This is a genomic window from Clostridium sp. JNZ J1-5, assembly GCF_053901425.1.
Map to the genome: position 1 here is coordinate 699875 of NZ_CM132773.1, position 25826 is coordinate 725700.

At 30.3% G+C, this 25826-nt stretch carries 18 protein-coding genes and 2 tRNA genes; 2 read left to right on the forward strand and 18 right to left on the reverse strand.

Features of this window, described 5'->3' with window-relative positions:
- Window positions 1-12 precede the first annotated feature (12 nt).
- From ACWW38_RS03535 to polA, 8 genes are all read right to left on the reverse strand, one after another.
- Window positions 13-594, reverse strand: a complete 582-nt coding sequence (locus ACWW38_RS03535; RefSeq protein ID WP_456259433.1) for a C40 family peptidase — start codon at window positions 592-594, stop codon at window positions 13-15.
- 169 nt (window positions 595-763) lie between these two features.
- Complete coding sequence (locus ACWW38_RS03540; RefSeq protein ID WP_456259434.1) at window positions 764-1261, reverse strand: GNAT family N-acetyltransferase; 498 nt, start codon at window positions 1259-1261, stop codon at window positions 764-766.
- Window positions 1262-1369: 108 nt separating this feature from the next.
- Complete coding sequence (locus ACWW38_RS03545) at window positions 1370-1969, reverse strand: hypothetical protein (protein WP_456259435.1); 600 nt, start codon at window positions 1967-1969, stop codon at window positions 1370-1372.
- Window positions 1970-2045: 76 nt separating this feature from the next.
- Entirely contained in the window at window positions 2046-2480 is a 435-nt protein-coding gene (locus ACWW38_RS03550; RefSeq protein ID WP_456259436.1) for an ACT domain-containing protein, read from the reverse strand.
- A 383-nt stretch (window positions 2481-2863) separates the two neighbouring features.
- Window positions 2864-2948: transfer RNA gene (locus ACWW38_RS03555), tRNA-Leu, on the reverse strand.
- Between the two features lie 62 nt (window positions 2949-3010).
- A complete protein-coding gene (locus ACWW38_RS03560) occupies window positions 3011-3616 on the reverse strand; it encodes a lytic transglycosylase domain-containing protein (protein WP_456259437.1) in 606 nt (201 codons plus the stop codon).
- 2 nt (window positions 3617-3618) lie between these two features.
- Entirely contained in the window at window positions 3619-4221 is a 603-nt protein-coding gene (gene coaE / locus ACWW38_RS03565; RefSeq protein WP_456259438.1) for a dephospho-CoA kinase, read from the reverse strand.
- A gap of 16 nt (window positions 4222-4237) precedes the next feature.
- Window positions 4238-6883 carry a DNA polymerase I gene (gene polA / locus ACWW38_RS03570; protein WP_456259439.1) on the reverse strand — a complete coding sequence of 882 codons (2646 nt, stop codon included), beginning with the start codon at window positions 6881-6883 and terminating at the stop codon, window positions 4238-4240.
- 203 nt (window positions 6884-7086) lie between these two features.
- Between polA and ACWW38_RS03575 the strand changes: the two genes are divergently transcribed.
- The gene (locus ACWW38_RS03575) at window positions 7087-7881 is read left to right on the forward strand and encodes a TIGR00266 family protein (protein WP_456259440.1); all 795 of its coding nucleotides are present in this window, start codon (window positions 7087-7089) and stop codon (window positions 7879-7881) included.
- Between the two features lie 46 nt (window positions 7882-7927).
- Here ACWW38_RS03575 and ACWW38_RS03580 read toward each other — a convergent pair whose 3' ends face one another.
- Window positions 7928-9067 (reverse strand): YibE/F family protein, encoded by a 1140-nt coding sequence (locus ACWW38_RS03580; RefSeq protein ID WP_456259441.1) that lies wholly within the window; start codon window positions 9065-9067, stop codon window positions 7928-7930.
- A 330-nt stretch (window positions 9068-9397) separates the two neighbouring features.
- On the opposite strand from ACWW38_RS03580, the gene ACWW38_RS03585 reads away from it, so the two are divergent.
- Window positions 9398-9484 (forward strand) — tRNA-Leu (locus ACWW38_RS03585).
- A 641-nt stretch (window positions 9485-10125) separates the two neighbouring features.
- On the opposite strand, the gene ACWW38_RS03590 is transcribed toward ACWW38_RS03585, so the two are convergent.
- The 9 genes from ACWW38_RS03590 to ACWW38_RS03630 form a co-directional block, all read right to left on the reverse strand.
- Complete coding sequence (locus ACWW38_RS03590) at window positions 10126-11352, reverse strand: hypothetical protein (protein WP_456259442.1); 1227 nt, start codon at window positions 11350-11352, stop codon at window positions 10126-10128.
- Window positions 11353-11768: 416 nt separating this feature from the next.
- Window positions 11769-12947, reverse strand: coding sequence for an IS110 family RNA-guided transposase (locus ACWW38_RS03595; protein WP_456257925.1), 1179 nt, complete (start codon window positions 12945-12947; stop codon window positions 11769-11771).
- A 227-nt stretch (window positions 12948-13174) separates the two neighbouring features.
- Window positions 13175-15157 carry a hypothetical protein gene (locus ACWW38_RS03600; RefSeq protein WP_456259443.1) on the reverse strand — a complete coding sequence of 661 codons (1983 nt, stop codon included), beginning with the start codon at window positions 15155-15157 and terminating at the stop codon, window positions 13175-13177.
- Window positions 15158-15406: 249 nt separating this feature from the next.
- The gene (locus ACWW38_RS03605; protein WP_456259444.1) at window positions 15407-15550 is read right to left on the reverse strand and encodes a hypothetical protein; all 144 of its coding nucleotides are present in this window, start codon (window positions 15548-15550) and stop codon (window positions 15407-15409) included.
- A 50-nt stretch (window positions 15551-15600) separates the two neighbouring features.
- Window positions 15601-16368, reverse strand: a complete 768-nt coding sequence (gene istB, locus ACWW38_RS03610) for an IS21-like element helper ATPase IstB (RefSeq protein ID WP_456257365.1) — start codon at window positions 16366-16368, stop codon at window positions 15601-15603.
- Window positions 16361-17833: an IS21 family transposase gene (gene istA, locus ACWW38_RS03615; protein ID WP_456260407.1), complete on the reverse strand. Its 1473-nt coding sequence runs from the start codon at window positions 17831-17833 to the stop codon at window positions 16361-16363. The genes istB and istA overlap by 8 nt, the downstream gene beginning before the upstream one ends.
- A gap of 112 nt (window positions 17834-17945) precedes the next feature.
- Complete coding sequence (locus tag ACWW38_RS03620; protein ID WP_456259445.1) at window positions 17946-18998, reverse strand: hypothetical protein; 1053 nt, start codon at window positions 18996-18998, stop codon at window positions 17946-17948.
- 317 nt (window positions 18999-19315) lie between these two features.
- Window positions 19316-19561 (reverse strand): hypothetical protein, encoded by a 246-nt coding sequence (locus tag ACWW38_RS03625; protein ID WP_456259446.1) that lies wholly within the window; start codon window positions 19559-19561, stop codon window positions 19316-19318.
- Window positions 19562-19712: 151 nt separating this feature from the next.
- On the reverse strand, window positions 19713-25715 hold the full coding sequence (locus ACWW38_RS03630) for an ATP-binding protein (RefSeq protein WP_456259447.1): 6003 nt from the start codon (window positions 25713-25715) through the stop codon (window positions 19713-19715).
- Between the last annotated feature and the right edge of the window lie 111 nt (window positions 25716-25826).

The window sequence follows — 25826 nt, forward strand, 5'->3', positions numbered from 1 at the left end:
ATATGTACTATTTTAATTTATTATCCTTCTTGCCGCTGAATATCTAGAATCGTAATATGATTCATCTAAATCACTAACCATTACTTTTTTTCGCCCTGATGAGGCATGAATAAATTTTCCACTTCCTATGTATATTCCAACATGGCTATTAGAGCCTGTAGTATCAAAGAAGACTAAATCTCCTGCTTTTAAACTATTCCTTGATACAGATTTACCCATTGTAACTTGTTCCCCTGTATAGTGTGGTAATGAATATCCAAATTTACCAAACACATAGGAAGTAAATCCTGAGCAATCGAAGGCATTTGGTCCTGAAGCTGCCCATACGTAGGGTTTACCTAAATGTTTGTAAGAATATTCGATTAGTGTACTTGATACCCCGTTACTGCCTCTAGATAACTTTTGTCTTTCTGTTTCTTTTTGTGGAACTTTTATAACCTTATTACTTTCAATTTTTGTGGAACGAACATTTATGCTTTGGGATGATTGAACTCCGACGTCAGCTTTTGCTTCATAACTTTCTATAGAGATCACAACACCTACTATAAAAATGAACACAAAAGAAGTTATAATTCTGCGAATAATAGTCTGCACTTTCTTTCCTCCTTTAAGCTAGTATTGTTAACGTTTCCATTAGGTCTTTCCATTATGTCATTTGATTCTAATATTTACAAATTATTAACACATTAACACCTGTTTTTAATTATATTACATACAATAAAGAATTGTCAATAATTTCAGAAATCTCATTTTCACTAATTATTTACTTACTCCTTTTTAATATAGCTTTTATATCTGTTCCTAAGTTTTTATAAATTTTTAAGATTGAAAAATTATTTTTTTTCCAAAAATTAATGGATTGAGAAAATTCTTCTATCTTAGCATAAAAGTTTACTATGCCAAAATCTTTATTAAAATATTTAACAATAGCTTGTAATATTTGGCTTCCCAAGCCGGCATTTCTTACATTACTATCTAAAATAAAATATGTTATCCATACCTCATTTGGATTTTTAAACTCTATTCTACCTTTAATTATTCCAATTAATTGATTGCATTGATTTATTTTTAAAAAAAACTCACATTCGCTAACATAATATTCTAAAAATCTCTCATAAAATTGTAACTCATCTACTAACTCCATGTCATATTTATTCATATACTCACTTTCACTTTTAAGCCATTTATAAATATTAAGTAAATCCTCTTTTTCAATACTTACAATCTCTATTTCATTAAACTTTAATTTAATATCAAACATAAGTTACACCTCTATTAATTATTTCTACGTCAATAAAAATTTTCCTTCAAAAAGAATAACCTTTAAGTTTTTAACTTAAAGGTTATTCTTATAAGTACAAGCAGTTTATTAGTCCTCGTAATACATGAGAGTTAATTTAATTATCTTTTTTATAAATCTTCTAGCAGCCTTATAAGACATTCCATACATTCTCAAATATCTGAATATACCTGGATTGTATCTCTCAATCTTCATGAGTATTCTATTGATTTCTAGAGGTCCATAGTCTTTTTCTTTCCTCATATCATCATTAAGATCGTCTTCTCTATTAGAATACTCGTCCTCTTCCATTTCCATCATATTCATACCTGAAAATTTTCTAGGCATCATTTCTTCCATTCCCATTGGGCCATACATCATTCCTGGCATACCTTCTGGAATTCCTGGTGGCATCGCCCATGGCATTAATCCAGGGACTCCCATAGCGCCCGGCATCATTCCAGGAACCCCCATAACTCCCGGAACTCCCATCATTTCTGGAGTCATTTCCATCATACCTGGAGCCCCCATCATACCTGGAAATCCCATCATCTCAGGAGTCATTTCCATCATACCTGGCTGTTCCATTCCAGGCATTCCTTCCTGCATATACATTGGCATAGGAACCATGTCATATTCCTCATCCATGTCAATATCTATATCCATTCTATCTTCTGTATTAAATTCCATATACATACCTCCATAATAAATTGCTACATTAATAGGGTATGCATATGCTTTTATTTTGAATACTATTTTTTTGTAATTATTCCATAGCCACTAGTGTAATCCTAACCACATTATCCATATTTTTAACTTCTTCAATAAAATTATTTAAATCAACATTCATAGCTGATATATCTAATGTAATTGTTACGTTAGCACCATTATTTACTGGTATATCTTGATTTATAGTTAGTATATTGCCATTAACCTGTGCAATTCTATCAAGTATTCTAGATAGAGTACCTGCTTTATGTGATAATAGAAAGCTTATAGTTGCCTTTTGAACATGAGTACCTTCCGCAACTGAAAACACAAAATCTTTATATTTATAATAAGAACTTCTACTTATGCCAACAGCTTTAACTGCCTCAGTGATATCCTTCGCCTTACCCACTTTTAATAACTCTTTTACCTGAACTACCTTTTGAAAAACATCAGGTAATATTTGAGTATTTATTATTAAATACTTATCCATATTCCCTCCTAATTACTTATAAAGAAATTTGTTATTCATTAATTATATTTTAATCTATTTACTAAATAATTCAAACATAAATTAAGGCTAAGTTTTAAGAGATTGTTGATTTCGTATAATATCGAAAATAATTCTAAATTTAGTATAACAACTGTAGCTAAACCTTCATTAACTCGCATAGCTCAGACAAATGAAGGTTCTTAACACTACAATTGTTATACTAAATAAGAATTATAATTTCTCATTATTAATGAACTCAACAATCTTTAAAACATCCTTAACCTACTAATGGAAAGTTTTAAATGAATGTAAAAATCGACATTCATTTAAAACAGAGGCTAAAATAAAAAGCAGCTAAAACATTACGTTTAGCTGCTTTTTTATGGTGCAGAAGATGGGACTTGAACCCATACACCTCACGGTATGCGCCCCTTAAACGCACGCGTCTGCCGATTCCGCCACTCCTGCATAGTATATATTATTTAGTTACGTATATTATTATACTACCTTAATATATACTGTCAATAGTTTTACTTAAAAAACCTAGAAAGAACCATTTTTGTTGTCTGATAAAAACTCCCCTCATCGCCATATAAATACTTATATATATTATAATTAACTTCGACTTTTTTCACGTATTCATCAGTTTCTTTAAATGGTATGTAGTCAAGATTTTTTCCGTCTTTAGAGTGTTCTTCATCCTTTAGCCACTTTTTCACATTACCTCTTCCACCGTTATATGCAGCTAGCAAAATTTTCATATCTGGACCAAATTCTCGTCTTAAATCATTTATATACCAGCATCCCATTCTAATGTTGGTTTCTGGATCAAATAACATAGCCACATCAAAATTATCAATTTTTATCTTTTCTGCAGCCCATTTTGCAGTAGAAGGGGTTAACTGCATCAATCCTCGTGCATTTTTTTTAGAAATAGCTTCTTTTTCAAAATTACTTTCAACCTTAATTACTGCTGCTACTAAATATGGATTAATATCATATTCCTTTGAATATTTTTTTATGTGAGTTTCATAACTAAGTGGATAAAACATTCTTCCTATAGATTTAAAATTAATTGCAACTAGAGATACTATAATTAAAATTACAAATATTAGTTTTCTTTTTTTTAATTTCATTTCTACTCCCCTAGAGATTCTATTTCTGTAATAATTTTATTTAATTGTTCTTTTGTTTTTTCTAAATCCCCGCTATTATCTATTATAAAATTCACTTGTTCTTTTTTAGTTTCAAGGGGAATTTGAGATTTTATTCTATCTATAACTTGCTCATCATTTAAAAGATCCCTTTGTTTAACTCTTTGTATTTGTATGTCTTCCTGTACCCAAACTAGAATATTAACATCCATCTCCTTATGAATGTTATTTTCTATTAGAGTTGGGGCGTCTACGATACATAATCTCTTTCCTAATTTATTATATTGGTCCAACCTTTTAAATATTTCACATTTTATATAGGGTATAATTATATCCTCAAGTTTTTTTCTTAAGCTTTCATTTTTAAAGATATAATTTCCCAGCTCTCTTCTTTTTAGTTTTCCATTATGATCTATAAATTCTTCTCCAAAGCTAATCTTTATTTTATCTACTATACTAGGGTATATGTCTAAAACTTCCCTAGCGATAATATCTGCATCTATAATAGGTATGTTCTTTTCCCTAATAATATTCGATACGGTACTTTTACCACTTCCAATGCCGCCTGTTAAGCCAACTTTTATCATGTACGTCCCCCCGTTATTATTTAGCTTCGTACCAATTATTTCCTACGTTTACGTCTGCTTCTAGTGGTACTAAAAGATCCATTACACCTTCCATTTCATCTACTACAATCTTTTTAACTTCTTCTAGTTCATCCTTGTATACATTTAATATTAGTTCATCATGAACTTGTAATATTAAAGTACTTTTTAGCTTTCTATCTTCAAGTTCTTTATACACGTGAACCATAGCAAACTTTATAATATCTGCAGCACTTCCTTGTATAGGTGTATTCATAGCAAGTCTTTCACCAAAAGCTTTTATCATTTTGTTTTTAGATTGTACTTCTGGTATAAACCTTCTCCTATTCATTATGGTTGTTACAAATCCATCTTGTTGTCCTTGTTTTATAACATTTTCTATATATTTTTTTACATTAGGGTATCTTTCAAAATATGCATCAATATATTGTTGTGCCTCTTTTCTAGAAACATTTATATCCTCAGCAAGACTGAAAGCCCCTATCCCGTAGACTATACCAAAGTTTACAGCCTTAGCATTACTTCTCATTAAAGGGGTAACCTCTTCAATTGGAACCTTAAACACTTCTGATGCTGTTTTAGTATGGATATCATCATGATTCTTAAATGCTTCTATTAAATTTTCATCCTTTGCAATATGAGAAAGAACTCTAAGCTCTATCTGCGAATAGTCTGCTGACAATATAACGCAATTTTCTTCTTCTGGAACAAAAACTTTTCTTATTTCTCTACCCATCTCATATTTTATAGGTATATTTTGAAGATTTGGCTCCGTACTTGATAATCTTCCTGTAGTAGTTACTGTTTGATTAAAGCTTGAATGTATTTTTCCATCCTCATCAATTACATTTTTTAATCCTTCCACATAGGTTGAATCCAGTTTAGTAATTTGTCTATACTCAATTATTTTAGGAATTATAGGATGTTTGCTCTTAAGCTTTTCAAGTACTTCAGCATTTGTAGAGTAACCAGTTTTTGTCTTCTTTACTGCTGGTAAATCTAGCTTTTCAAATAAGATTTTACCTAACTGCTTTGGAGATTTTATGTTGAATTCTTCATCTGCTAAAGCGTAAATTTCTTTTTCAAGGGATTCTATTTCCACTTTAAATTTCTTTCCTATTTCCTCTAACTTATCTCTATCAACCTTAAATCCTCTTGTCTCCATGAAGCCTAAAACCTCTATAAGAGGCAATTCTACTTCATACAAAAGCTTATTCATTCCTAACTTTTGTATTTCTTCACTTAACTCTTCAAATACTTCCTTCATATAGTAAGTTTCTTTTGCTCTTACCTTTTCCTCTTCCCCTGTAAAGTTAACTTTGTGTTTTGATTCAATTATATCTCTTAGTATATACTCTTTACTTGATGGTTCTATTAAATAAGCTGCTATTTTTGTATCAAATGCTAAATTTTTAAATGATATATTATTTTTGTTTAAAACCACATAAGCCATTTTACTGCCATGACATACTTTTTTTAGTTTTTCATTTTCAAAAATATCTTTTAGCATTCTAAAAAACTCTTCACTATTTTCTTCTCTTATTCTATTTGCATTTATACAATATACACTTTCATTATTTCTCAAGTAAATCTTCTCAAATTGAACCTTTGAGAAAATTGTTTGATTTGAAAATTTAAATTGTAGATAGATTATACTATCCATATTTTTAACTAAATCTGATAACTGATCCAAAGAGTCTATTATTATATAGTTAAATTCATCCTCTTCTTGTGAAGCTTCAGCTGCAGCATCTGTCTCAGCTGCATCACTGCCATCATCATCTAAAACTTCTAATAGTGATTTAAACTCTAACTTCTTGAATAGTTCTTTGACTCCTTTAACATCATAAGCCTCTTTAGATTTTATATCATCTAAATCAATGTCTATAGGAACGTTAGTCATTATTGTTGCAAGCTTCTTGCTGAATATAGCTTGTTCTGTATTTTCAATAAGATTTTCTTTTAATTTTTTTCCACTTACACTCTCTACATTCTCTAACAAATTTTCAATACTTCCATATTCCTTAATAAGCTTATAGGCAGTCTTACTTCCCACTCCAGGTACCCCTGGTATATTATCGGACTTATCTCCCATAAGTCCTTTAACATCAATGAATTGTGTGGGAGTAACTCCAAATTCCTCTATCATCCTATTTTTATCGTATATTTCTTTTTCGCTCATACCCTTTTTATTTATAACTACTTTTACGTTATCTGTAGCAAGTTGCAATGCATCTCTATCCCCTGTTACAATATAAACTTCAATTTCCTTTTCTTCAGCATATTTAGATAGAGTCCCAATTAAATCATCTGCTTCAAAGCCATCTATTTCAAATATATTTATAGCCAGCATTTCCAAAAGCTCTTTTAGTATTGGAAACTGTTCTCTAAGTTCAGAAGGCATCTTCTCTCTACCAGCCTTGTAATCCTCGTATTCTTTATGTCTAAAGGTAGGAGCTTTTTTATCAAAAGCAGTTACTATGTAATCTGGTTTTATTTCTTCTTTCATCTTTAATAACATCTTTATAAAGCCATATATAGCATTAGTATGTGTTCCTTCCGTATTTGTAAATTGAGGAAGTGCAAAAAACGCTCTATACATAAGACTATGTCCGTCAAGTATTAACAATCTATCTTTTTTCATATTAGTCCTCCAAAATTAAATTAAATCACCATTTCTTCGCATAGTTGCTATATCTAGTTTACCTATTTTCCGCATTTATATCAACAAAATTGGGTAAATATAAATTATATTTAATAAATTTAAAACAAAATATTAATATATTAACTATTTCTCTTTAGATAAATTTGCTAAAATATAATTGTATATTTAAAGGAGGTTTTTACATGAATGCTCACGAAATAGATTACACTCTTTACGGTGATGATATGCAATTTGTTGAAATTCAACTAGATCCAAATGAAAGCGTTATTGCTGAAGCAGGTGCAATGATGATGATGTCCTCTAGTATTCAAATGGAAACTATTTTTGGAGATGGTTCTCATAACCAAGGCGGCGGATTTATGAACAAGCTTTTTGGTGCTGGTAAACGAGTACTTACAGGTGAAAGTTTATTTATGACCATGTTTACAAACCTTGGTATAGGAAGACAAAGCGTAAGTTTTGCTTCACCTTACCCTGGCAAAATTATTCCAATGGATTTAAGCAAACTTAACGGAAAACTAATTTGTCAAAAGGATGCTTTTTTATGTGCTGCTAAAGGAGTATCTGTAGGAATTGATTTTAGGAAAAAGCTTGGAGTAGGTTTCTTTGGTGGAGAAGGTTTTATCCTTCAAAAACTTGAAGGAGATGGTTTAGCATTTATTCATGCTGGAGGAACTATATTCGAGAAGAAGCTTATGCCAGGAGAAACTTTAAAAGTGGATACTGGATGTCTTGTAGCCATGACAAGAGATGTAGATTATGATATTCAATTTGTTGGTGGAGTAAAATCTGCATTCTTTGGTGGAGAAGGACTATTCTTCGCTACATTAACAGGTCCCGGAACCGTTTGGGTACAATCTCTTCCATTTAGCAGACTTGCTGATAGAGTACTTTCTGCTGCACCACATATTGGAGGAAAACGTACAGGAGAAGGAAGTGCCCTAGGATTTCTTGGAGATATCTTAGATGGAGATTAACATAAAAACGCCAGTCATCTGGCGTTTTTTATTATAGAGTCTTTTATTATATTCTTAAATTTCTTTTTACTTCATTATTCCTAAGTATTCCTGAAGTAATTACAGTAATAGGTATAGTAGCTATTAATCCTATGCTGCCAGCTAAAGCTCTTACAATCTCTGTTGCAATAAAACTTTGATTTATGATCTGAAAAAAAGAAACATTATATGTAATTAACATAGTAACAGACAATAAAGATGCTCCTATATAAGCTAATATCAATGTATTACACATGGTGCACATAATATCACGTCCTACACTCATTCCTGATTTTATAAGTTTAAATGTACTTACATTAGGATTTACTTCTTCTATCTGTTTCATAGCTGAAGCTATAGACATGCTTATATTCATTAAAGCTCCTAGCGCACCTATTAAAATTGCTGAAAATAAAAATCCCCTGTAATCAAGGTTTATATTTTGCGGAGAGTATATCATCATTTGCCCTTCTTCACTTCCATATATGGAAAGTTTAGCAACGGAATTCATAATTAATGTTATTGCCCCTGAGGCAGCAATGCCTCCGCTTGTTCCAATAATAGCAGCAATAGTTTTTCTATTGAATCCATTTATAGTGGTTAAATTTATTATTGTAATTACAAAAGAAATTGCTAGTGAAGCTATTATAGGATTGTATCCTTTAATCAATAGAATGGGCAGCACTCCTATTGTAATAATAATTGTAAGTGTTAAGGTAAGTACAGACTTTAATCCCTTAAATCCACCTATGGCAATCATTAGTACAATAAATAAAACTGTCAAATATACTAAATATTTATCCCTGACAAATTCATAAATATATGCTTTTGCTATTTTGCCATCCTTCTCTTCAATTGAAATTAATATATTGTCTCCTTTGTTTAGTATAAAACTGTCTTCAATAGAATCATCTATTATATTTTCTACTACTAATTTTTCTCCTTTATAACTCCCAGAAGTTATAAGCACTTCCGCTTTTTGCTCTTTGACCTTTAAATCCCTATTTCCTTCTATAATTTCCTTTTCACTATTAGATAAGATATCTATAACTGTTGCCCTTACACCATCAATTAAATTATCACCTGTTTTAATTTTTCCTGAAGCACTATTTATATTAAAAAAAATAAGGATTACCATAATAAAACTGAATTTAATTTTTTTTCTCATTATGACCTCCTTTTTTTAATTCTCCAGTTAATTGTAACTCAAAAGGAACTTTATGTAAATATTTACCATAAACTTTATTAATAATTTCCTTTTATCTGATGACTACCATCCGTAATACTCCCACTTCTAAAGTGGGAGATAACGGCTGCTACGTCCCTAGATAAGGGCTTCCCCTAAAGGATAACGACTTCTAAGGAGTAAAACTCCTAAGAATTCTGTTAATAAGCTTCAGTTGGAGAAAAAAACTCCACCTGAGGCCAAGAATCCTCTTTATCAATAAAAAACTTGACTTACATACTTTAATATGATAAGATAATATTCGTTAAATGCGCCGAAGTGGTGGAATCGGCAGACGCAATGGACTCAAAATCCATCGCTGGCAACAGCGTGCGGGTTCAAGTCCCGCCTTCGGCACCATATATATTAACGGTTAAAGGACTTTGGATAGATTATCCAAAGTCCTTTTTCGTTATATTTGCTAACATTTTGCTAACATATTAATTAAACTTTATAGAAATAAATTAAGATAAAATGTAATTTTCGCCCTCTGGGCGGATTAATGAAAATGGACCTTCTTTATATCGAGTTCCAGGTACCTAGGCGCTATCTGTAATCTTAAAAGATCTAAATCTAGCCCATTTTCTATCATATTTTCTCTTTTAGTGGAAGTGAGAAGCTAGTTTGTTTTTAAAGTGTTTTTTTAAATAGAATAGCTTCTCACTTCAACGTGTAGAGATTTGACTTAATCTTTTCAGAATGGATTTCCACCATTTAAATTACACAACCTTGCTCAGCCGCACCGGTTCTCCGTAACAGTTATAACATAGACTTTTTTTACTTAGGATTTTTTTAAGTCATTTTTCAATAGTTTATAACTCGTATGACTGTCGTCTTTATTATATTATACTTTTTAAGTGTTTTTTAACTAATGTATATACTCACATAAATATTTGATTTTTCTAATTATCATAGATAAACAATGAGTTATATCTATGCATTTAACATAATTTTAAAATATCACCAAATCTTTATTGCAAATTTTAGATAAGCTCCCTTTACTAGCTTATCTTGGGCATTTGATCCGTTTTAATTCTTTTTAGTTGTTTGATTATATCATTTTTAAGTTTTCCTAAACAAGTATTTATAATTCTGTCTTTACTTATCTCTTTTCCAAGATACATATCAAGAATTTCATCACGGGTTAGCTTTCCATTAGTTAATTTAATTAATGCATCTATTTGTACATCATTACACTTGCTCATTCTGTTTTCTATTAACTCCACTATATCTTTAGCATGGTCCTTATAAATTTCTCTAAGCTCTAAATCAGAAATACTTTTATTAATTTTATCAAATAATAAAGACTTCTCATTGACCTTAATTTCTATTGCAATCAAATCTTTATTAATTTTTAACTCTGCATGTGGTACAAAAGAAAAGTTAAAAGTTGCATCATCACCGAACTCATTTATATATGGTTGAATATGAGTTTCCACTGAAAATTTCTTCACATTTTTAATACTTGAATTGCAGACTCCACAGCTAGGTATCAAGTTATAAAAGGATAGTCCAAATATTGGATACTCAGATTGCGCTGTAAAATGGTCCAGTGTCGGTCTTGTAATCTTCTTGATTTTGTAGCTTTTCTCATTTTTTGTGACAATACAATTTATATATAATCTATTACAATACGGACAAACTCTAATCCCTAGTTGTTCTGTTAAATCATAAGCCTCCCAATATAAACGCTTTCCATACCTAAAGCCTTTTTTGTTTGTAAACTTTGAATAATTAAATACTTGCTCAAATATTTTATTAAGTTCACATATAAAAACTTTATCAAATGTATTTTCTACAGGGACTACGTTATCTACAAATCCTGGATACTTATTTATTAGATATATATACAAGTTTTTCAATCTACGTGGTCTAGCCATTATTATAATTTTATTAACCTTTTGTATTTCTTTTAATACTTCAACGTACTGGTCAGCATTATTAATATAGCTCTCTTGAAATATATCTGTTGAAATATTATTCAATACACTCTCGATGCTATCTTCAGATTTCAATTTAATCTTCAATAAAATCTCAATATTAGTCTTCAAAGTACTTTCTTGTGTAAACATAGTTAAGTTTCTTTTATATTCTTTAATCTGAATTTTATGTCCAATTATTTCAAATACATTTAAATAAAACTGCAAAGTATCACTAATCCAATTTCTAATTCCGTCATAATGTAGCTTACTAATATTGTACATTCCTTCTTTTTTAATCCTTATCATTTGATATCTCCTTATATTTTTCACGCAATTTCATAGCTATTATCGGTTCTCCTACCTCATTAACTATGAATTTAAGCCAATCTTCATTATTCTTTATTTCAGCAGCGTTAGCATTATCTTTATATAGAACATTTATGGCTTTTTGAATGTACTCTTTTGAAAACTCCCCTATAAATCCATTTTGAAGAAAAAATGAGTGTGCTAATAGCTCATAAATATTAGCCCCAAATGTTAATTTATCAAAATTCTCATTAACGTTTGACTCTCCATTAGGACCTTTTCTTAAAAAAATAATATGACTATTAGACTAACTATATGAAGTCAAGGTAATTTTAAAAGAAAAGTTATATTTTTAGTTTCTTAAAAAAGTGCATGACAAATAAAGCAACCTAGTTGCCTTTTTTAAAAAGTCAGGATTACATTTGTGGAATAAATGTGGTATTGGTTTTTAAAAGATAAAATACAACACGTATAAGCTTTTTAGCAACATGGCTCATGGCAACATAGTAATGCTTACCTTCTGACTGTTTCTTTGATAAGTATAATGCAAAGGTTGAATCTCTCATTGAAACAGTTCTAGATGCAGTAAGTATAGCCCAACGGAGATATGTAGAGCCACGTTTTACCATCGGTGTATGAGAAGCACTGTATTTACCAGATTGATATGTAGAAGGATCTAATCCAGCGAATGCTAAAAGTTTAGCTGGGCTTGTAAACTTCTCTATATCTCCAATTTCAGAAAGTATTATAGCTGCTAGAGTATATGAGATACCTGGAATACTCATTATTGGAGAATTAATCTCGGTAACAACTTCTTTTATTTGAAGGTCTAAAGCATCAATCTCAGCTTGAACTGATTGAATTAACCTAATAGTTTGTTGTAATTCAAAAGATAAAGATTTTGTGCTAGTTCCAATTGAATGCCTAGCGGCTTCTTTTAAAGCGGTAGCTTTATCTTTTCCATATTTGCCCCTAGAAGCCTTACTTAGAATACTAGTAAGCTTAGTGAGATGGCAATTAGCCACGTCCTGCGGACCAGGTAACTCCGACAGGAGGCAATAAGAGGAATTTTGATGAATTGACCAAAAGTATTTAGGTAGTTCAGGAAACATGATATCTATTAGTCTTGTTATTGATATTTTTAATTTTCCTCTATAACCGATTAAACGATATCTATGTCTAGTTAGTGACTTTAGCTCTTGAATCTGATATGATACTGGTGAATAGGATTTTGTATCATCAGAAAAGAGCATTTTAGCAATAACTAATGCATCCGTTTTATCGGTCTTAGTTTTCCTAAGGGTTTGAGCCTTACGGAAAAGATTTGTAGCTAAAGGGTTGAGAATAGAAAGCTTGAAACCTTTAGCATACAAGAAGTTTTGGAGATTAGTGCTATAATGACCTGTTGATTCAAGTCCTATTTTTACGTTAGAAATATCCTTGTCAGGCAGAGAGGAAAGAATTGAGAAATAAAGCAATTCAAAGCCTTCACGAGAATTGGATATACGTAAAGAATCATTAATAATAACACCATCTGAATCAACGATACAGCAGTCATGCTTCTCTTTAGCTACATCGATTCCAATATAAATCATAAGAACACTCCTTATAGTTTAGTCCGCTATGTTCCACTCACTTTATGCTAAATGTATCCTTGCTCTATATAAAACGTCATGCGTTATCTAACTAATTAACAAATAAGCATAAAGCTGTGGTTATATCCTAATTTAAATAGTCTAGCTATATGTAAAAAAACTAATCCACAGCGTCTTATGTTATTATAGTAAATTATCTTTAAGAAAGGAAAAGTATAATGAATTTACTATGAGTTCATTATACAAGGTAAATCAGAAACTACAAATGGCGAATTCGATGATAATATTATCTGAATGTTTTTGTTCTTAAAAATTTTGGGAAACTCCGTTAATAAAAGATTTAAATAGATTCGTTGCCACTCCGGATGAAAGTATGATTCACCTTCATCGATTAAAATTATAAGTTCCTTATCCTTCTCCCTCAATAAATTAGTAATTGAGTAAAACCTTGAAAAAATATTAAGCATTGCTTTTTCGCCCGAACTCATATCATACCAATCGAATTGGATAATATTTAAAATTTCACCTTCTAATGATATTAAATTTCGATATGCCTTGAAAAATTCAATATAATATTCTTCTACATCTTCACTAATACGCATTTTGAACAATAACTCTCTTAAACTGCCTGTAGTATGCTTTTTGTTATACATAATATTAAGGTTGTTATTTTTAAAAAATATTATTTTTTTGCTCGTTAGCTTATCAAAAGCATCAATAAATGCACATAATTTTTCATATTCACTTTTAATTTGAAGTTTGTTATATTTTTCGCTAGAAGATTCTATTAATCTAAAAAATTCCTTTATTATTTTAATAATATCATTATTATCGTATGCAACATTAAAGATATCAGAATGTACTTGTAGAATATTCTCGCATATTTCTTGATTTAACCTATAGTATGTAATTAAATATGTAATGCATATATCTTGTTTAATAATGTTAATGATATCTGAATTGGGCTTCTTTTTATAAAAATTATTTATAAAATCTTTTAGTTTAATATTCTTTACTATGTATTCTTTTGGGTTAAAAATGATCTTTTTATCTACACTCCATTTACTATAGTATTTTTGTAAAATCACCTCATCTTGATAAATCAATTCTATAATATCTTCCCAATAAAGTAATTCTATTTTCCATGGATATTTGCTCTGTAACCTATGAATTAGCACGTTTATCCTTTGCTCATATTTTGTCCTCCTTCTGACATTAGTTACTAGAGCAAACTTAATTTCTTCAGGTGAGACATGCTTATTCGCTAAAAATTCATTAAAAAATTCTAATTGATTTTTAAGTTTTAAGCTTATACCAGATACTATATTTTCTTCAACTGTATTAAAATAACTTTCTATTGCAATTCCATGTGAAGGAATATAAATATCTACAGGATGAGCTCCCCTAGAGTATGCTCTACCATATACTTTTTCAACATCTTCGATTTCATATTTTGATTTGTAAATCTCATATATCAAACGCTCAAATTCAATATAATTATTAGGCATAGGAGGCTCAATAGAGGTGAGTGAGAAATTATAGTTTAGTCTACACTCGACTACATCAGGTAATTTAAATGGTAGTTTTATTCCAACGTCACTTGATATTAGATTTATTTGATTTTCTATCTCAATACTACGATACCTATTGTTATTCCAGATTTGATTACTTGTAGAAATATCTACCAAATTATTACAGGTATTATACGGAATCTTGGAATCAAAAATGTTTGAATAGAAAACAAATTTGCAATTACCTTCAAACTTCTTTCCATGCGTTATCGAAGTAACATTTTCATAACTGTAATCAATATTAACCGAATCAAATCCTTCAAGTATTATATCCTTAGTATTGCTAAAGTTAAAAATTTTGTACTTGAAATCTTCCTTTATAATTAATATGGATGATTTAAGCTCTTGAAATTGTACTGCTTCCTGTGAAAAAAATGGAGCAATAACGTCTTTTATATATTCAAATATAGCACTTTTACCACTACCATTCTCTCCTATTATTGCAGATACATTTCTTATCTTTCCCAATGAATAACCTTTATTTTTTACAAAAAAATTATTTGGTTCTACTTTTTCTCTCTTACTTATTTTTAGTTTTTTACTCTTTTTATTAAATTGGAAATAATATAAGTTATCAAAGTTGTATGATTGATTTCGAATATTTTTAAACTTCGGAATCCAAATATATACTAGTTCCATTTATTCACTGTCCTTTCATTAGCTATATAAGTGTTTTTATCTTACCATACTATAACAAGAAAAATATGAAACTTACCACTTTTACATAAAATACTGTATAATATTTTGACTTAATAATATTATGATTTTTCTCTTTCTTTTTTAGGTTGTCCACTTATAAGGTTCACTATATCACATTCCAAATTCATTAAGCATCTAATTATCTTTTCCCTAGTTATCCCAGTTTCCGATTATATGGATAATTGGATGTTATTTATCCGAAAATAATTCCTTCCATTCATTATCAGATAGTAGTCTTGTACGATATTTTAAGTCATTTGGAATGTTCTTATTAATTGTGCACTTATTCTCTAAGCAGTCTAAATACAATGCCACTTGAACTGTTATTGTCAATAAAAATTCCTCAAAAATGGGACTAAAAATTCCCCACTTTAGATAAAAAATTATTTGTGACTTTCGTCACAGGAGATTTCTTTTAATATACTTTCTCTTTGTTTCATCCTATAACTCTCACCTTTTATAACTACAAAGTGGCAATGATGTATGAATCTATCTAAGATAGCAGTAGCTAAAACTGGATCATAAAAAATCCTTCCCCATTCATCAAAAACCTTATTTGTAGTAATGATAATAGAGCCATTTTCATATCTTCGAGCGATAATTTCATAAAAATCATCTACATTGCTTTGTGTGAGCTTTTTTAAACCTAGCTCATCTAATATTAGTAAATCTGGTGATATGTACTTCTTTATTTTTGAGTTAAAAGAGTTATCTGCTCTAGACATATACAGCTCTTCGAGCATTTGGTTAACTGTAGTAAATAGAACATTATATCCTTGGGCGATAGCCTTAAAACCTAAAGCTATCGCTAAATGAGTTTTGCCAGTTCCGGGTGGGCCAATAAATGCTATATTCTCTTTTTTTCTTATAAATTCACAAGTCCCTAAATTATAAATAAATCTTTTATTAACCGTAGGTTGATAATTAAAATTATATTCTTCCAAAGATTTATGTTGTGGGAACTTTGCCTTAGAAATTCTCTTAGTATTACCATTATTTTTTCTGTTTAATACCTCGTCATTTATCAATAACTCAATAAACTCCATGAAAGATAAATTATCTTTTATGGCTTCTTCATTCCTCATATCGATGGTTTTAATCACCCCTGAGAGTTTCAAATCTTTTAGTTTAGATAAAAGTAAATCATTCATTCTTTCCTACTCCCCCTGATAGTAATTTATTATATTCATGCAAACTTCTTGCGATTTCTGTAGCTTCAGAGTTAACATAGCTTTGGGCTGGTATCTCATCACAAACTACACCTTTATCACAGATGTTTTTTATCATTTTATAACTTATAGCATTAAATGTTATAGCTCTTTTACAGGCTTCATTTATAGTTCCACTATCATATTTTTTTCTTAAAGAGAGTACTCCAGAAATTGCTCTATAGTCATATTTTCTATTTTTAAGATTGGTATTTAAGTATTTCTCATAAAATTCCAGTGCATGAATTCCTATTTCACTCATTTCTAATTTTTGTCTTGACAAAATGTCCTTAATAGAGATATTCTTACTTCTAGGATAGTGGTTTATATCTGTTATAAAGTTGCCCTTTTCATTGGTCTGCAAACTATGGAGGGCGATTTCTTTTTCGGATAAAAATATCCTTAAAAGTCCATTCATTTCTATTACTTTAACAGTTTGTCCGATAAACCCATAAGGTACAGAATAGTAATTACCTTTATAGGAGATATGGCAGTTTGTATTTACAAGACACTCACTGCTGTGAGATAGGACGAAGTCCTCAATTGGTAGGGATGATAATCTATTCTTTTCTGTAGATGTGAATACTTCTATTGGTGTTTTTTTAGTAGTTCCATGTATTCTTTTATTTGCAATATTATCAAGCCACTCTTTTAGGAAAGTCTTTGCTTCGTCAGCATCCTTAAATTCTCTTCCTTTAAAGCAATTATTTTTTACATATTTAACAGATGATTCAACTTTTCCTTTATCCGTAGGAGTATAAACTCTGCAGGGCTCCGCCCAAAATCCATAATAAGATGCAAATACAGCATATTCTTTTTGAATTACAGGCTCATAGAAGTCGGTTTCTAAAATACCAGCCTTCAAGTTATCAATTTTTATATTTTGTGGGATGCCTCCAAAATACTTAAAAGCAGCCTTATGGCACTCAATAAAGGTCTTAACGCTTTGGTCAAATACTATTTGAACGTACATATACCTTGAATAGCTTAATGTCATTACAAAGATCCAAGCTTTTTTATATGTGTTATTTATTTTTAAAGTCCCTATATAACCAAAGTCTACCTGAGCTTCTTCACCAGGCTGCGAATGAAGAACCATGTATACCTTAGAAGGGATATCCTTTATTGTTTTAACATATTTTTTAACAGTGTCATAACCTCCATCAAAGTTAAAATCTCTTATTAAGTCTTGATGTATTCTTTTGGCCGTCAGGCCTTTATTTGCTTGAATTTGAATATATTCCTTATGTGGATCTAAAATTGATGGCCTAGTCTTTTTAATAACCTCACCTTCGGTTTCTATTGCTGTCAAAACCTTTCTTACAGTCTTCCTATCAATTTTTAACATCCTTGATATTTGAGACTTATTCAATCCTTTTTTATAAAGTGTTTCAATTGTTGTATGCATTGCTATCCCCAACATATCCTTTCCTCCTATGTACTTGTTAAAATAATTTAACTACATAGGACAATATTTTTAAAGATAGGTGGGGATTTTTTAATCCCATAAGTGGGTATTTTTATATTACCATTAACACTTGAACTAATGCATAATTCTCAAAATCACTCTTAGCACCCTGAAAAGAAACGTATTTTTCCAGAAAAATATATGCTTCCTTTAATTGTGTGTACGCCCATTGTTTATTTCCATAGCCATAATCATAACTCAAATAATCAATTTTCTCCAAATCGTAGTTATATCTTCTTCGTTCGTTACTTCCGCTATTAGGTGAGTGCAATTCAATATATAAAGATGTTTCTATATTTCTTTTAGGATACAACAATCCGTTATTTTCAAATCCCTCATAACTCATATTTTGCATACTATTATGTTCAAATGCGATAGCGTATTTGAATGCATTTAGATATAAATTCATCTTATCTTGGTTTTGTGGGTTTGATAACCTAAGTTCAAATAAACTAATAATGTAATCAAATGAATAAAAAACCTCTGAATCATATCGTTCTTTCAACTCTTTGTCTAGATTTCTTAGATAATCAATATAATTATCAAACTCTTTTTCTTTTTTTATAGGTCTATTCTTCAAATCAAAAATAGCCTGCTTTTGATATTTGTCAATAGCATTTGTTATTTCTGCAACAAAATCTAATCTTGTTTTAACATATTCAAATATTTGTAATATATATATCTGAACTCTTTTGTTGCTATCTCCATCTTTGCTTGTATAGACAACTGCATAAATATCACAATCATCATTACGCCATATCATTCCGCCATTCCAAACTACATATGGGCTACATTCAAAATCGTTAGCTTGATATCTTCTGTGTCGACTTGTTTCTACTGGATGAACTGAACATAAAGAACGTAAGTATTCAAAATATTTCTCATCTGTTCTTTTCCCGTCACTACCAAACTGATTAAAAATCTCTGTTGACTTTTTGATTTTATCATCGTCCACATTAAAAACTTTCACCAACTCTTTTACACAATCTATAACCACAGCTGCATTATTCATAAAGTCATAAAAATCAAACGCACTCCCCTTGTATTTTCCAGTATTTAATTTTAGTTCATTTAAAAAATAAACAGTATCATCAAGCCTATCCATTATTGCGCAAATTTTATCCTATGCACGGTGTTTACCGTACTTTTTATTATAGGAAATGTTTTGCTGCTCATTTACTGTATTTCTTAATTTACCCAAAACATCAGTATCAAGATTTATTTGAAATACACCTTTCACCATTTTAATATCCTTTCATTATTTTGTTAATGTTTATGTATTTTTCGTGAGCTCTCTTATATTTTATAAAAAACTCATATTAATCGTAATTTCACTTTTCATTGTTAGTTAAATGGGTATAGAGACAAAGGGAACATCACTTGTTCCCTTTACGTTTTGTTTTGGCATAAAAAGATAATCTTTTACCCCTTCTTATTATAGTGTCTATATTCTTCAAATTCTTTTATCTCTGCTGCTTTAATCTTTTCAATTTCTTGTTCAATCATACTGTCTGGCATTTTGTGCTCATCTAAAAAAGTTTTGTGTAATAAGTTCCAATATTTTAACCGAATATTTCTAAGCTTCGGATCTTTTATTCGGTTTATTTCTTCGTTGTTAAGGATTTCCTTAAACTGTTCTTCTTCATCTAAATATTCAATATTGCTCATTACTATACTCCTTTAACATTCTTAAATTATTAATTCTCCTTTTTCTCAAAATCAATTTAACTTTCCATCATTAGCCTAATTACAATTTACATTTGACTTATCATTATAGATGTAATTTGTTCAGTTTTATAGATACCTAGAGTTTGGTTTATCATAAATCAAATTGTTTTACTTCAATCCAACTCTTTAAGTTAACCCTATATCTTTTCTCAATTTCTTCAATCTCACTTTTCTTTCCTATCCACCTTTGCATAACCGGTTGTCGATAACTCATACTATTATTCATCCACCTATGTTTTCCATACACATATTCTAAACGAACTACTTCCTTCTCATCTGCATTAATCCATCTTATTTCTTTATTTAATGTAGGTATCCATCGTAACATTTCACTCCATATAGATGATGGATAACAGAATAAAGATTGATTAGGAAAAGATGCTGTTCCGCCGTTAAAATACGTAAGATTCTGATTTTGTAACGGTTCAAATCTTCCAGGATTATCAAGTATATATGATCGTCCATTTAATGTAGCTTTAGCTAATAATTTAGGCAAAACATCCCTCTTATCAAAGAAACCTGATGTATACATAATCAGGACTTCATGTTTGTGGGAATAAGTATACATAACTGCTCCTAAAACTAATTCATCTTCTAGAACATCTGTAATTATAATATCTTTTAATCTCTGTTTCTGTATAGACAAACCCTCTTGAAGTAAGTTCTCAATATCGCTATCTACAGGCCAGTCCATGTAATTCCTAGCCTTCTTAGGACTTTCCAATAATATGTAGGGTTCTGTAGACGATAATATTGCTTGACAAATATGTGCAAATGGAACATCTATCCATCTTCCATTATAGAGTTCTTTATATATTATTTGATGTAAACATAGTATTTCATTCGGTAATGTAACTGCTATTCTCATAGTATCTTTTTGGAATTTTGTAAAAGTGTATTTCGGAAATTTAGCACTTTTAATATAAATATAAAATTTTGATAAAATGTCACTACAATCTTCTGACGTAACCGTCTCTAAATATCTTATGCAGCTTTTCACTGCCTCTACCCCAGTTACAGTTTGACTTAACGATTCATAATCAAAAAGTTGAGTTCTCCCAACTACAACAGGGATATCACTAAAAAATGCTTGCTTGTCAAATGTAATCTCCGGGTACTCAATACCATTCTTATTACAATACCGATACATTAACACGCTCGAATATAGTTTTACATTAAGATATGAAGATTTCATCCCAGTATTTAGAATAGAAGTAACAATTTCAGAAGATCCATAGCCACAATAAATGCAACGTTCAATAATAAATAGTATCCATTCTTGAGCCCTGAAATGAAGAATGTTCCAATAATCCAGGATACTCTTTACATTATTTGAATCAATTTTTATTAATGCCCATATACCACGTAATGAACATTCAGCTTTTTCCGCATCTTCGCACCTTAATAAATAAAACAGTCTATCTATTACTAAGTCTGACCAAGTCATCGGAAATTGCTCAGATATCAAAACATTTTCTACTTTCATAATTTTTATGTCAGATAGATGATTATCACTAGTAAGCCATAAAAAATGCATATCAATTAACCTGCTTAGTCCACCTTTCAAACAATCTATTCCGTCTTTTCTAGATACCCATAAACAAAGGGTAGCGATATCTTTGTTTAAATATTCTAATTCCCATGACCTTTCAGTTTTATCTGCTCTTTTATATAATAAGTAGAATAAAAATTCAACTATATCAGCTTCTTCAAACTCAGTGATAATATATTGATAAATTTCATAATTTCCTGAATGACTCCAACCATACCCCTTATCATAAGAATCAACTGTATATAAAACTTTGTTTAAATACAGTTTATATAATTCTTTGTTTTCATTTTTCAGATGCTTAAGTAATAGTATTAGATAACGATTATCTAGTTCATCATTAATTTCGTTTATTATTTCTTCTATAGACTTTACAATATTTTCGGAGACAGAAATATCTAATGACTCTATATCTAATGTATTTTCAAACCATCTTGATGGTAATCTAAATCTAACAGGATCAGCAGTACAATTATATTCTGCACGTCCAATAGCCTGCAAGTCTTGATCTATATCTTTAATTTTCAACCTATTACTAGCTAGTAATATAGCTTCTCGCAATGAACTCAAATAACTTTGATCTAATCCATTCCTCCAATCTAAGCTGCCAATTCCAAGCGCCCATAAACTTAGCATCTCCTGCCTAGACAAGTTAACATCTTTAAGCATTCCTATAATTCCGTCAATAAGGTTTCCATCATCTTCACGTACAATTTGTGAAAAATCTTCACTTTTATATAATTGCCATACCGAGTCAAGTCCTTCTCTACAAACTGCAGAAAGAAACTGCGAAGTTAAATTTAAATCTAGTCTATTATCTCCAATATTTCCTATGGCCTCTGATATTGTCATTAATTTCACGCCAATATCTTTCCATGTAGAGATATCAAGTCTTATTAATTCTTTAAACCATTCAAGCGGATCTTCAAGTGAATAATCTTTATGATATGCATACCCGATAACAGACCATCTTAACCTGTCATAAAATGTATCTAAAGGAATTTCGCTTTGAAGTCTGTTTGATAATACTAATCTTTGAAATTCACCTGCAATTTGATTCCTTTGTGATAAATCTAAACTCCATATTTCCCCTTCATCTCCACACCAGTGGTTAAACCATTTCTCAAGTTTATCTTGTTCATTTCGTTCACAATAGTATCTCCATCCACAGTCTAGCATATAATTAACAGGAAAAGATTTATACAAATCTGTAAGCTTAGCTTCGATTAGCTCTTTATAATCATCTCCGGTTATTCTTGCGCATTGGGTTAAACCTTCTAGTAAAAGAAACTTAACATTAGTACTGTCGTAAATCTCCTGATGATGTGTCCACCTTTTATTGAACAACGCATCAAATAGTGTTTCAATTTTACTAGCACTAATAAATAGCTTTGTTTCTTTTATAGTAAAGTTATTCAAACAATATATCCATCTACCAAGGAGAGCAGAGATATTAAAAATCACGGCTCCATATAATCGACTATCTGAATATTTATGCTGATTAAAATACTTCTCTAAGACTACCTTTGCTATACTCTCTGAATCTCTAGACAAGTCCAATGCACCTAAGGAAAAGCTCAACATGCTATAGGCAGTGATTTCACTAAAGTCAGAATTGAATTTAAGTTCTATTTTCTTCAAGTCATCAGATATAATCCTTCTGTTTTCGGTGCATAAAATTTTTTTACCATTGATGATAATTTCAGCAGCTACATTATAGACCATCTGTATATTAGGCATTGTTTTTGAATCGCCGAACTTCCGAACAAATATTGCAAGATCCAAAGCTCGTTGCTCTTTAATTAATCTCAAAATAACCTCATCATAGCTGGACCAATAAAAAGTTCTAACATTTTTCAATCTACGAGCTAGTGAATACTTTTTAAAAGCTTCAATTGATTGCCATAAATAACCATCAAAAAGAGATGCTACAGATGTATTATATAATTTATCTTGTTGTAGGTTATCATCTATAGTACAAAATAGTTTATTATAATTTATTGAACAAAGCACTCTACCAAAGCTACTAAAAAACTCTCTGTATTTTTTTGAAATTAAATTTTCATTTCTGGCAAAAGATTCGAATTTGTCATTCTCCGGGATTAATTCTATCAAATCCATCAAAGTTAAATCATGAAACCATCTCAAAAACAGACCTTTAGCACGATTATTACAGCATTTACAGGATAACATTAAAATCTCTTCTAAAGTCTTTGAAAGTATTGATATATTCCAATATTTTTTTTCAATAACAGAGCATTCTGAGTCAAGTACAGATGGCTCCTCTACTACATGATTTGTATTTATTCGTTCTTCACCATCCATCGACTTTTCAATCTGAGTGAGTGTATTTACCGCGCAAGTAACTTGATGTATTAATTCCCAATCTCCAATTTGTTTCTCTCTTATTATCTTATACACATTTTCTGTTTGCTTTTTTAAGTCATATATATCAAGACCTCTTACATATCCTCCTAAGATATAAGCAGGTGTGAATAGTTCTACTATTTCTCTTTCTCTATTTGCTAATTCTAAATAATTAAACATGTTATTGTAATAATGAAAATTAGGTTCAGTTAATTTTTTATAGTAAACAGCAATGTAACTTGCTATTTCTGCTAATCGGTTTTTATCGCTATTTATAATTTTCGTAAGGAAAACCTTAAAATCATTATGTATTAACCTATATCCATCATTCTCTTCAATTATTAAGGGCTTTAAAGAAATCAAAATGTTATTCCAATCAGGCTTTGAGATACCTGAATCATAAAATACCTTATGTAGAATATCTGCATTTATTCGCTCGCTAAACAAGGAAAAACATCCTGCTAAACGATATTCTATAAAAGGATAATATTGTTTCGCATCTCTAATTGCACTTTTCCAAATGGTATTATAATATTCAACAATATTTCCACTTAGGTTTCTTTCTGCTAGTTTTTTCTTAACTTCATTTATATTACTGCAATCTATTGCTTCGTATACCGCGAAGATTGCTGAAAGTGTGTTACCTTCAGAAAATTCATATATTAATTTAGCTAAAATAGAATAATTCTCTTTTGAAATAATCATTTCCTTTTGCGATTGAATCAATGATAATATATCATCTTCCTGTATTAAAGACATATTAAAGTAAGATATAAAATTCTCGTTGTTCTTTAACCATATAGGATAATCATGATATGAATCTATTGGCTGTCCTGATAAAAAAAATTTAATATTATCAGAAATGTATTTTGGATCGATTAATGTTTCTAAAAATGTTCTGGTATTTACACCTGCTCTTGCTGCATGGTCAATACCATCAATTGCAATTATAACTGGCCTTCCCCTATCTTTACCGAAAAGTTCAGCTATTGATAAAAACTTTTCCCTTATTTCTTTCGTAGATAGAAAATCATTCCTCAATGGGACTTTGTATTTGTATAATTTCCCCTTCAATATAGCTCTCAATTGTGATAGCAGTTCACCCCAAAAGATATCTGGATTAACTCTATCATCAACATCAAAGGGTAAGTATTCAGAATCAACTTTTATTGGCTCATAAGCAAAATATCTTATGTCAATTGCGCGCTCATGATCATTTGTCAATTGGCTTACCAAGCTTGTTTTCCCAATCCCAGGCAAACCGCTTAAAAAGATTATCTTAGATTTTCCTTTAACTAGCTCGTGTCTGAGTGAATTCACTAAGTCTTCTCTGCTATAAAAAAACGGATAAGGTGGACATAAATTATGATTAAAAACTTTAATTGCTTTATTTAAACTTAATGCTTCGTATACATCTTCTACACTTACTTCAATTTTATTACGCTGAGACGTAGTCCATCTTCTTAATGCATGGTCTAGACTAGCAAGTAATGATTCTGCCTGCAACTCAGTTATTGAAAAATATTTGGACAATTTATTGAGTAGAATCCTTTCAACATCATCTAAACTAGGTTTATTTGTTTCTATCCTAAGAAGTTTTAGAAACTCAATCTTATCCTCTTCTTTCGGAATTCCAGCTAATTGTTCTTTCCATACTTCCCAAGCAGTTTCCCACTCTTTTTTAAGTAAAACAATCTCCTGCAAACTTTCAACGCTTTTAGCCTCTGTTCTAATTACAGGCCAAAAATCGCCCAATGCAGGTCTTATGTATTTATCTTCCTGATCTTCAAGTTTAGCTTTTGAAGAGGTTTCTCCAATTTTTCTGTTAGTATATATACATGGTACAATTTTTGTAAAGTTGTCTTTTTCCTCATACCAAGATTCCGCCAACTGTGCTAGTAATGACTTACCTTTACTTTCCCCATCATCCTTCGATACTATATCACCAAATGTAATTGTATTATTGCTTCTTGTATGCTTTACTTGTAAACATAGTATCTCCCCATTATTGTATTTAACAACAATGTCATCTAACCCTAAACTAATGTTCGCTTGTAATGACACTGCCGAAATGTTATTATCTGGGTTAAGCATATCAATAATATATTCCTGTCCTACAGACCATTCATACCAATATGGATCACCCATACCTGGCTTAGTTACTTCTGTGTAATTCACTTTCGTACCCCTCATTAAATTTATATTATTTAAGATATAGAATATATTTCAAATTTGTAATTTAGTAATAAATGTTAGTAATTTGTATAATTTTCCGTTTGTGTTTCTTCC

Coding starts and splice junctions, on each gene's coding strand:
- ACWW38_RS03580 (WP_456259441.1), bottom strand. CDS start 9,067: ATGAGAAAAAAAATTAAATTCAGTTTTATTATGGTAATCCTTATTTTT.
- ACWW38_RS03540 (WP_456259434.1), bottom strand. CDS start 1,261: ATGTTTGATATTAAATTAAAGTTTAATGAAATAGAGATTGTAAGTATT.
- ACWW38_RS03625 (WP_456259446.1), bottom strand. CDS start 19,561: ATGAGCAATATTGAATATTTAGATGAAGAAGAACAGTTTAAGGAAATC.
- polA (WP_456259439.1), bottom strand. CDS start 6,883: ATGAAAAAAGATAGATTGTTAATACTTGACGGACATAGTCTTATGTAT.
- ACWW38_RS03600 (WP_456259443.1), bottom strand. CDS start 15,157: ATGGAACTAGTATATATTTGGATTCCGAAGTTTAAAAATATTCGAAAT.
- istB (WP_456257365.1), bottom strand. CDS start 16,368: ATGAATGATTTACTTTTATCTAAACTAAAAGATTTGAAACTCTCAGGG.
- ACWW38_RS03550 (WP_456259436.1), bottom strand. CDS start 2,480: ATGGATAAGTATTTAATAATAAATACTCAAATATTACCTGATGTTTTT.
- ACWW38_RS03560 (WP_456259437.1), bottom strand. CDS start 3,616: ATGAAATTAAAAAAAAGAAAACTAATATTTGTAATTTTAATTATAGTA.
- coaE (WP_456259438.1), bottom strand. CDS start 4,221: ATGATAAAAGTTGGCTTAACAGGCGGCATTGGAAGTGGTAAAAGTACC.
- istA (WP_456260407.1), bottom strand. CDS start 17,833: ATGCATACAACAATTGAAACACTTTATAAAAAAGGATTGAATAAGTCT.
- ACWW38_RS03590 (WP_456259442.1), bottom strand. CDS start 11,352: ATGATAAGGATTAAAAAAGAAGGAATGTACAATATTAGTAAGCTACAT.
- ACWW38_RS03575 (WP_456259440.1), top strand. CDS start 7,087: ATGAATGCTCACGAAATAGATTACACTCTTTACGGTGATGATATGCAA.
- ACWW38_RS03620 (WP_456259445.1), bottom strand. CDS start 18,998: ATGGATAGGCTTGATGATACTGTTTATTTTTTAAATGAACTAAAATTA.
- ACWW38_RS03545 (WP_456259435.1), bottom strand. CDS start 1,969: ATGGAATTTAATACAGAAGATAGAATGGATATAGATATTGACATGGAT.
- ACWW38_RS03595 (WP_456257925.1), bottom strand. CDS start 12,947: ATGATTTATATTGGAATCGATGTAGCTAAAGAGAAGCATGACTGCTGT.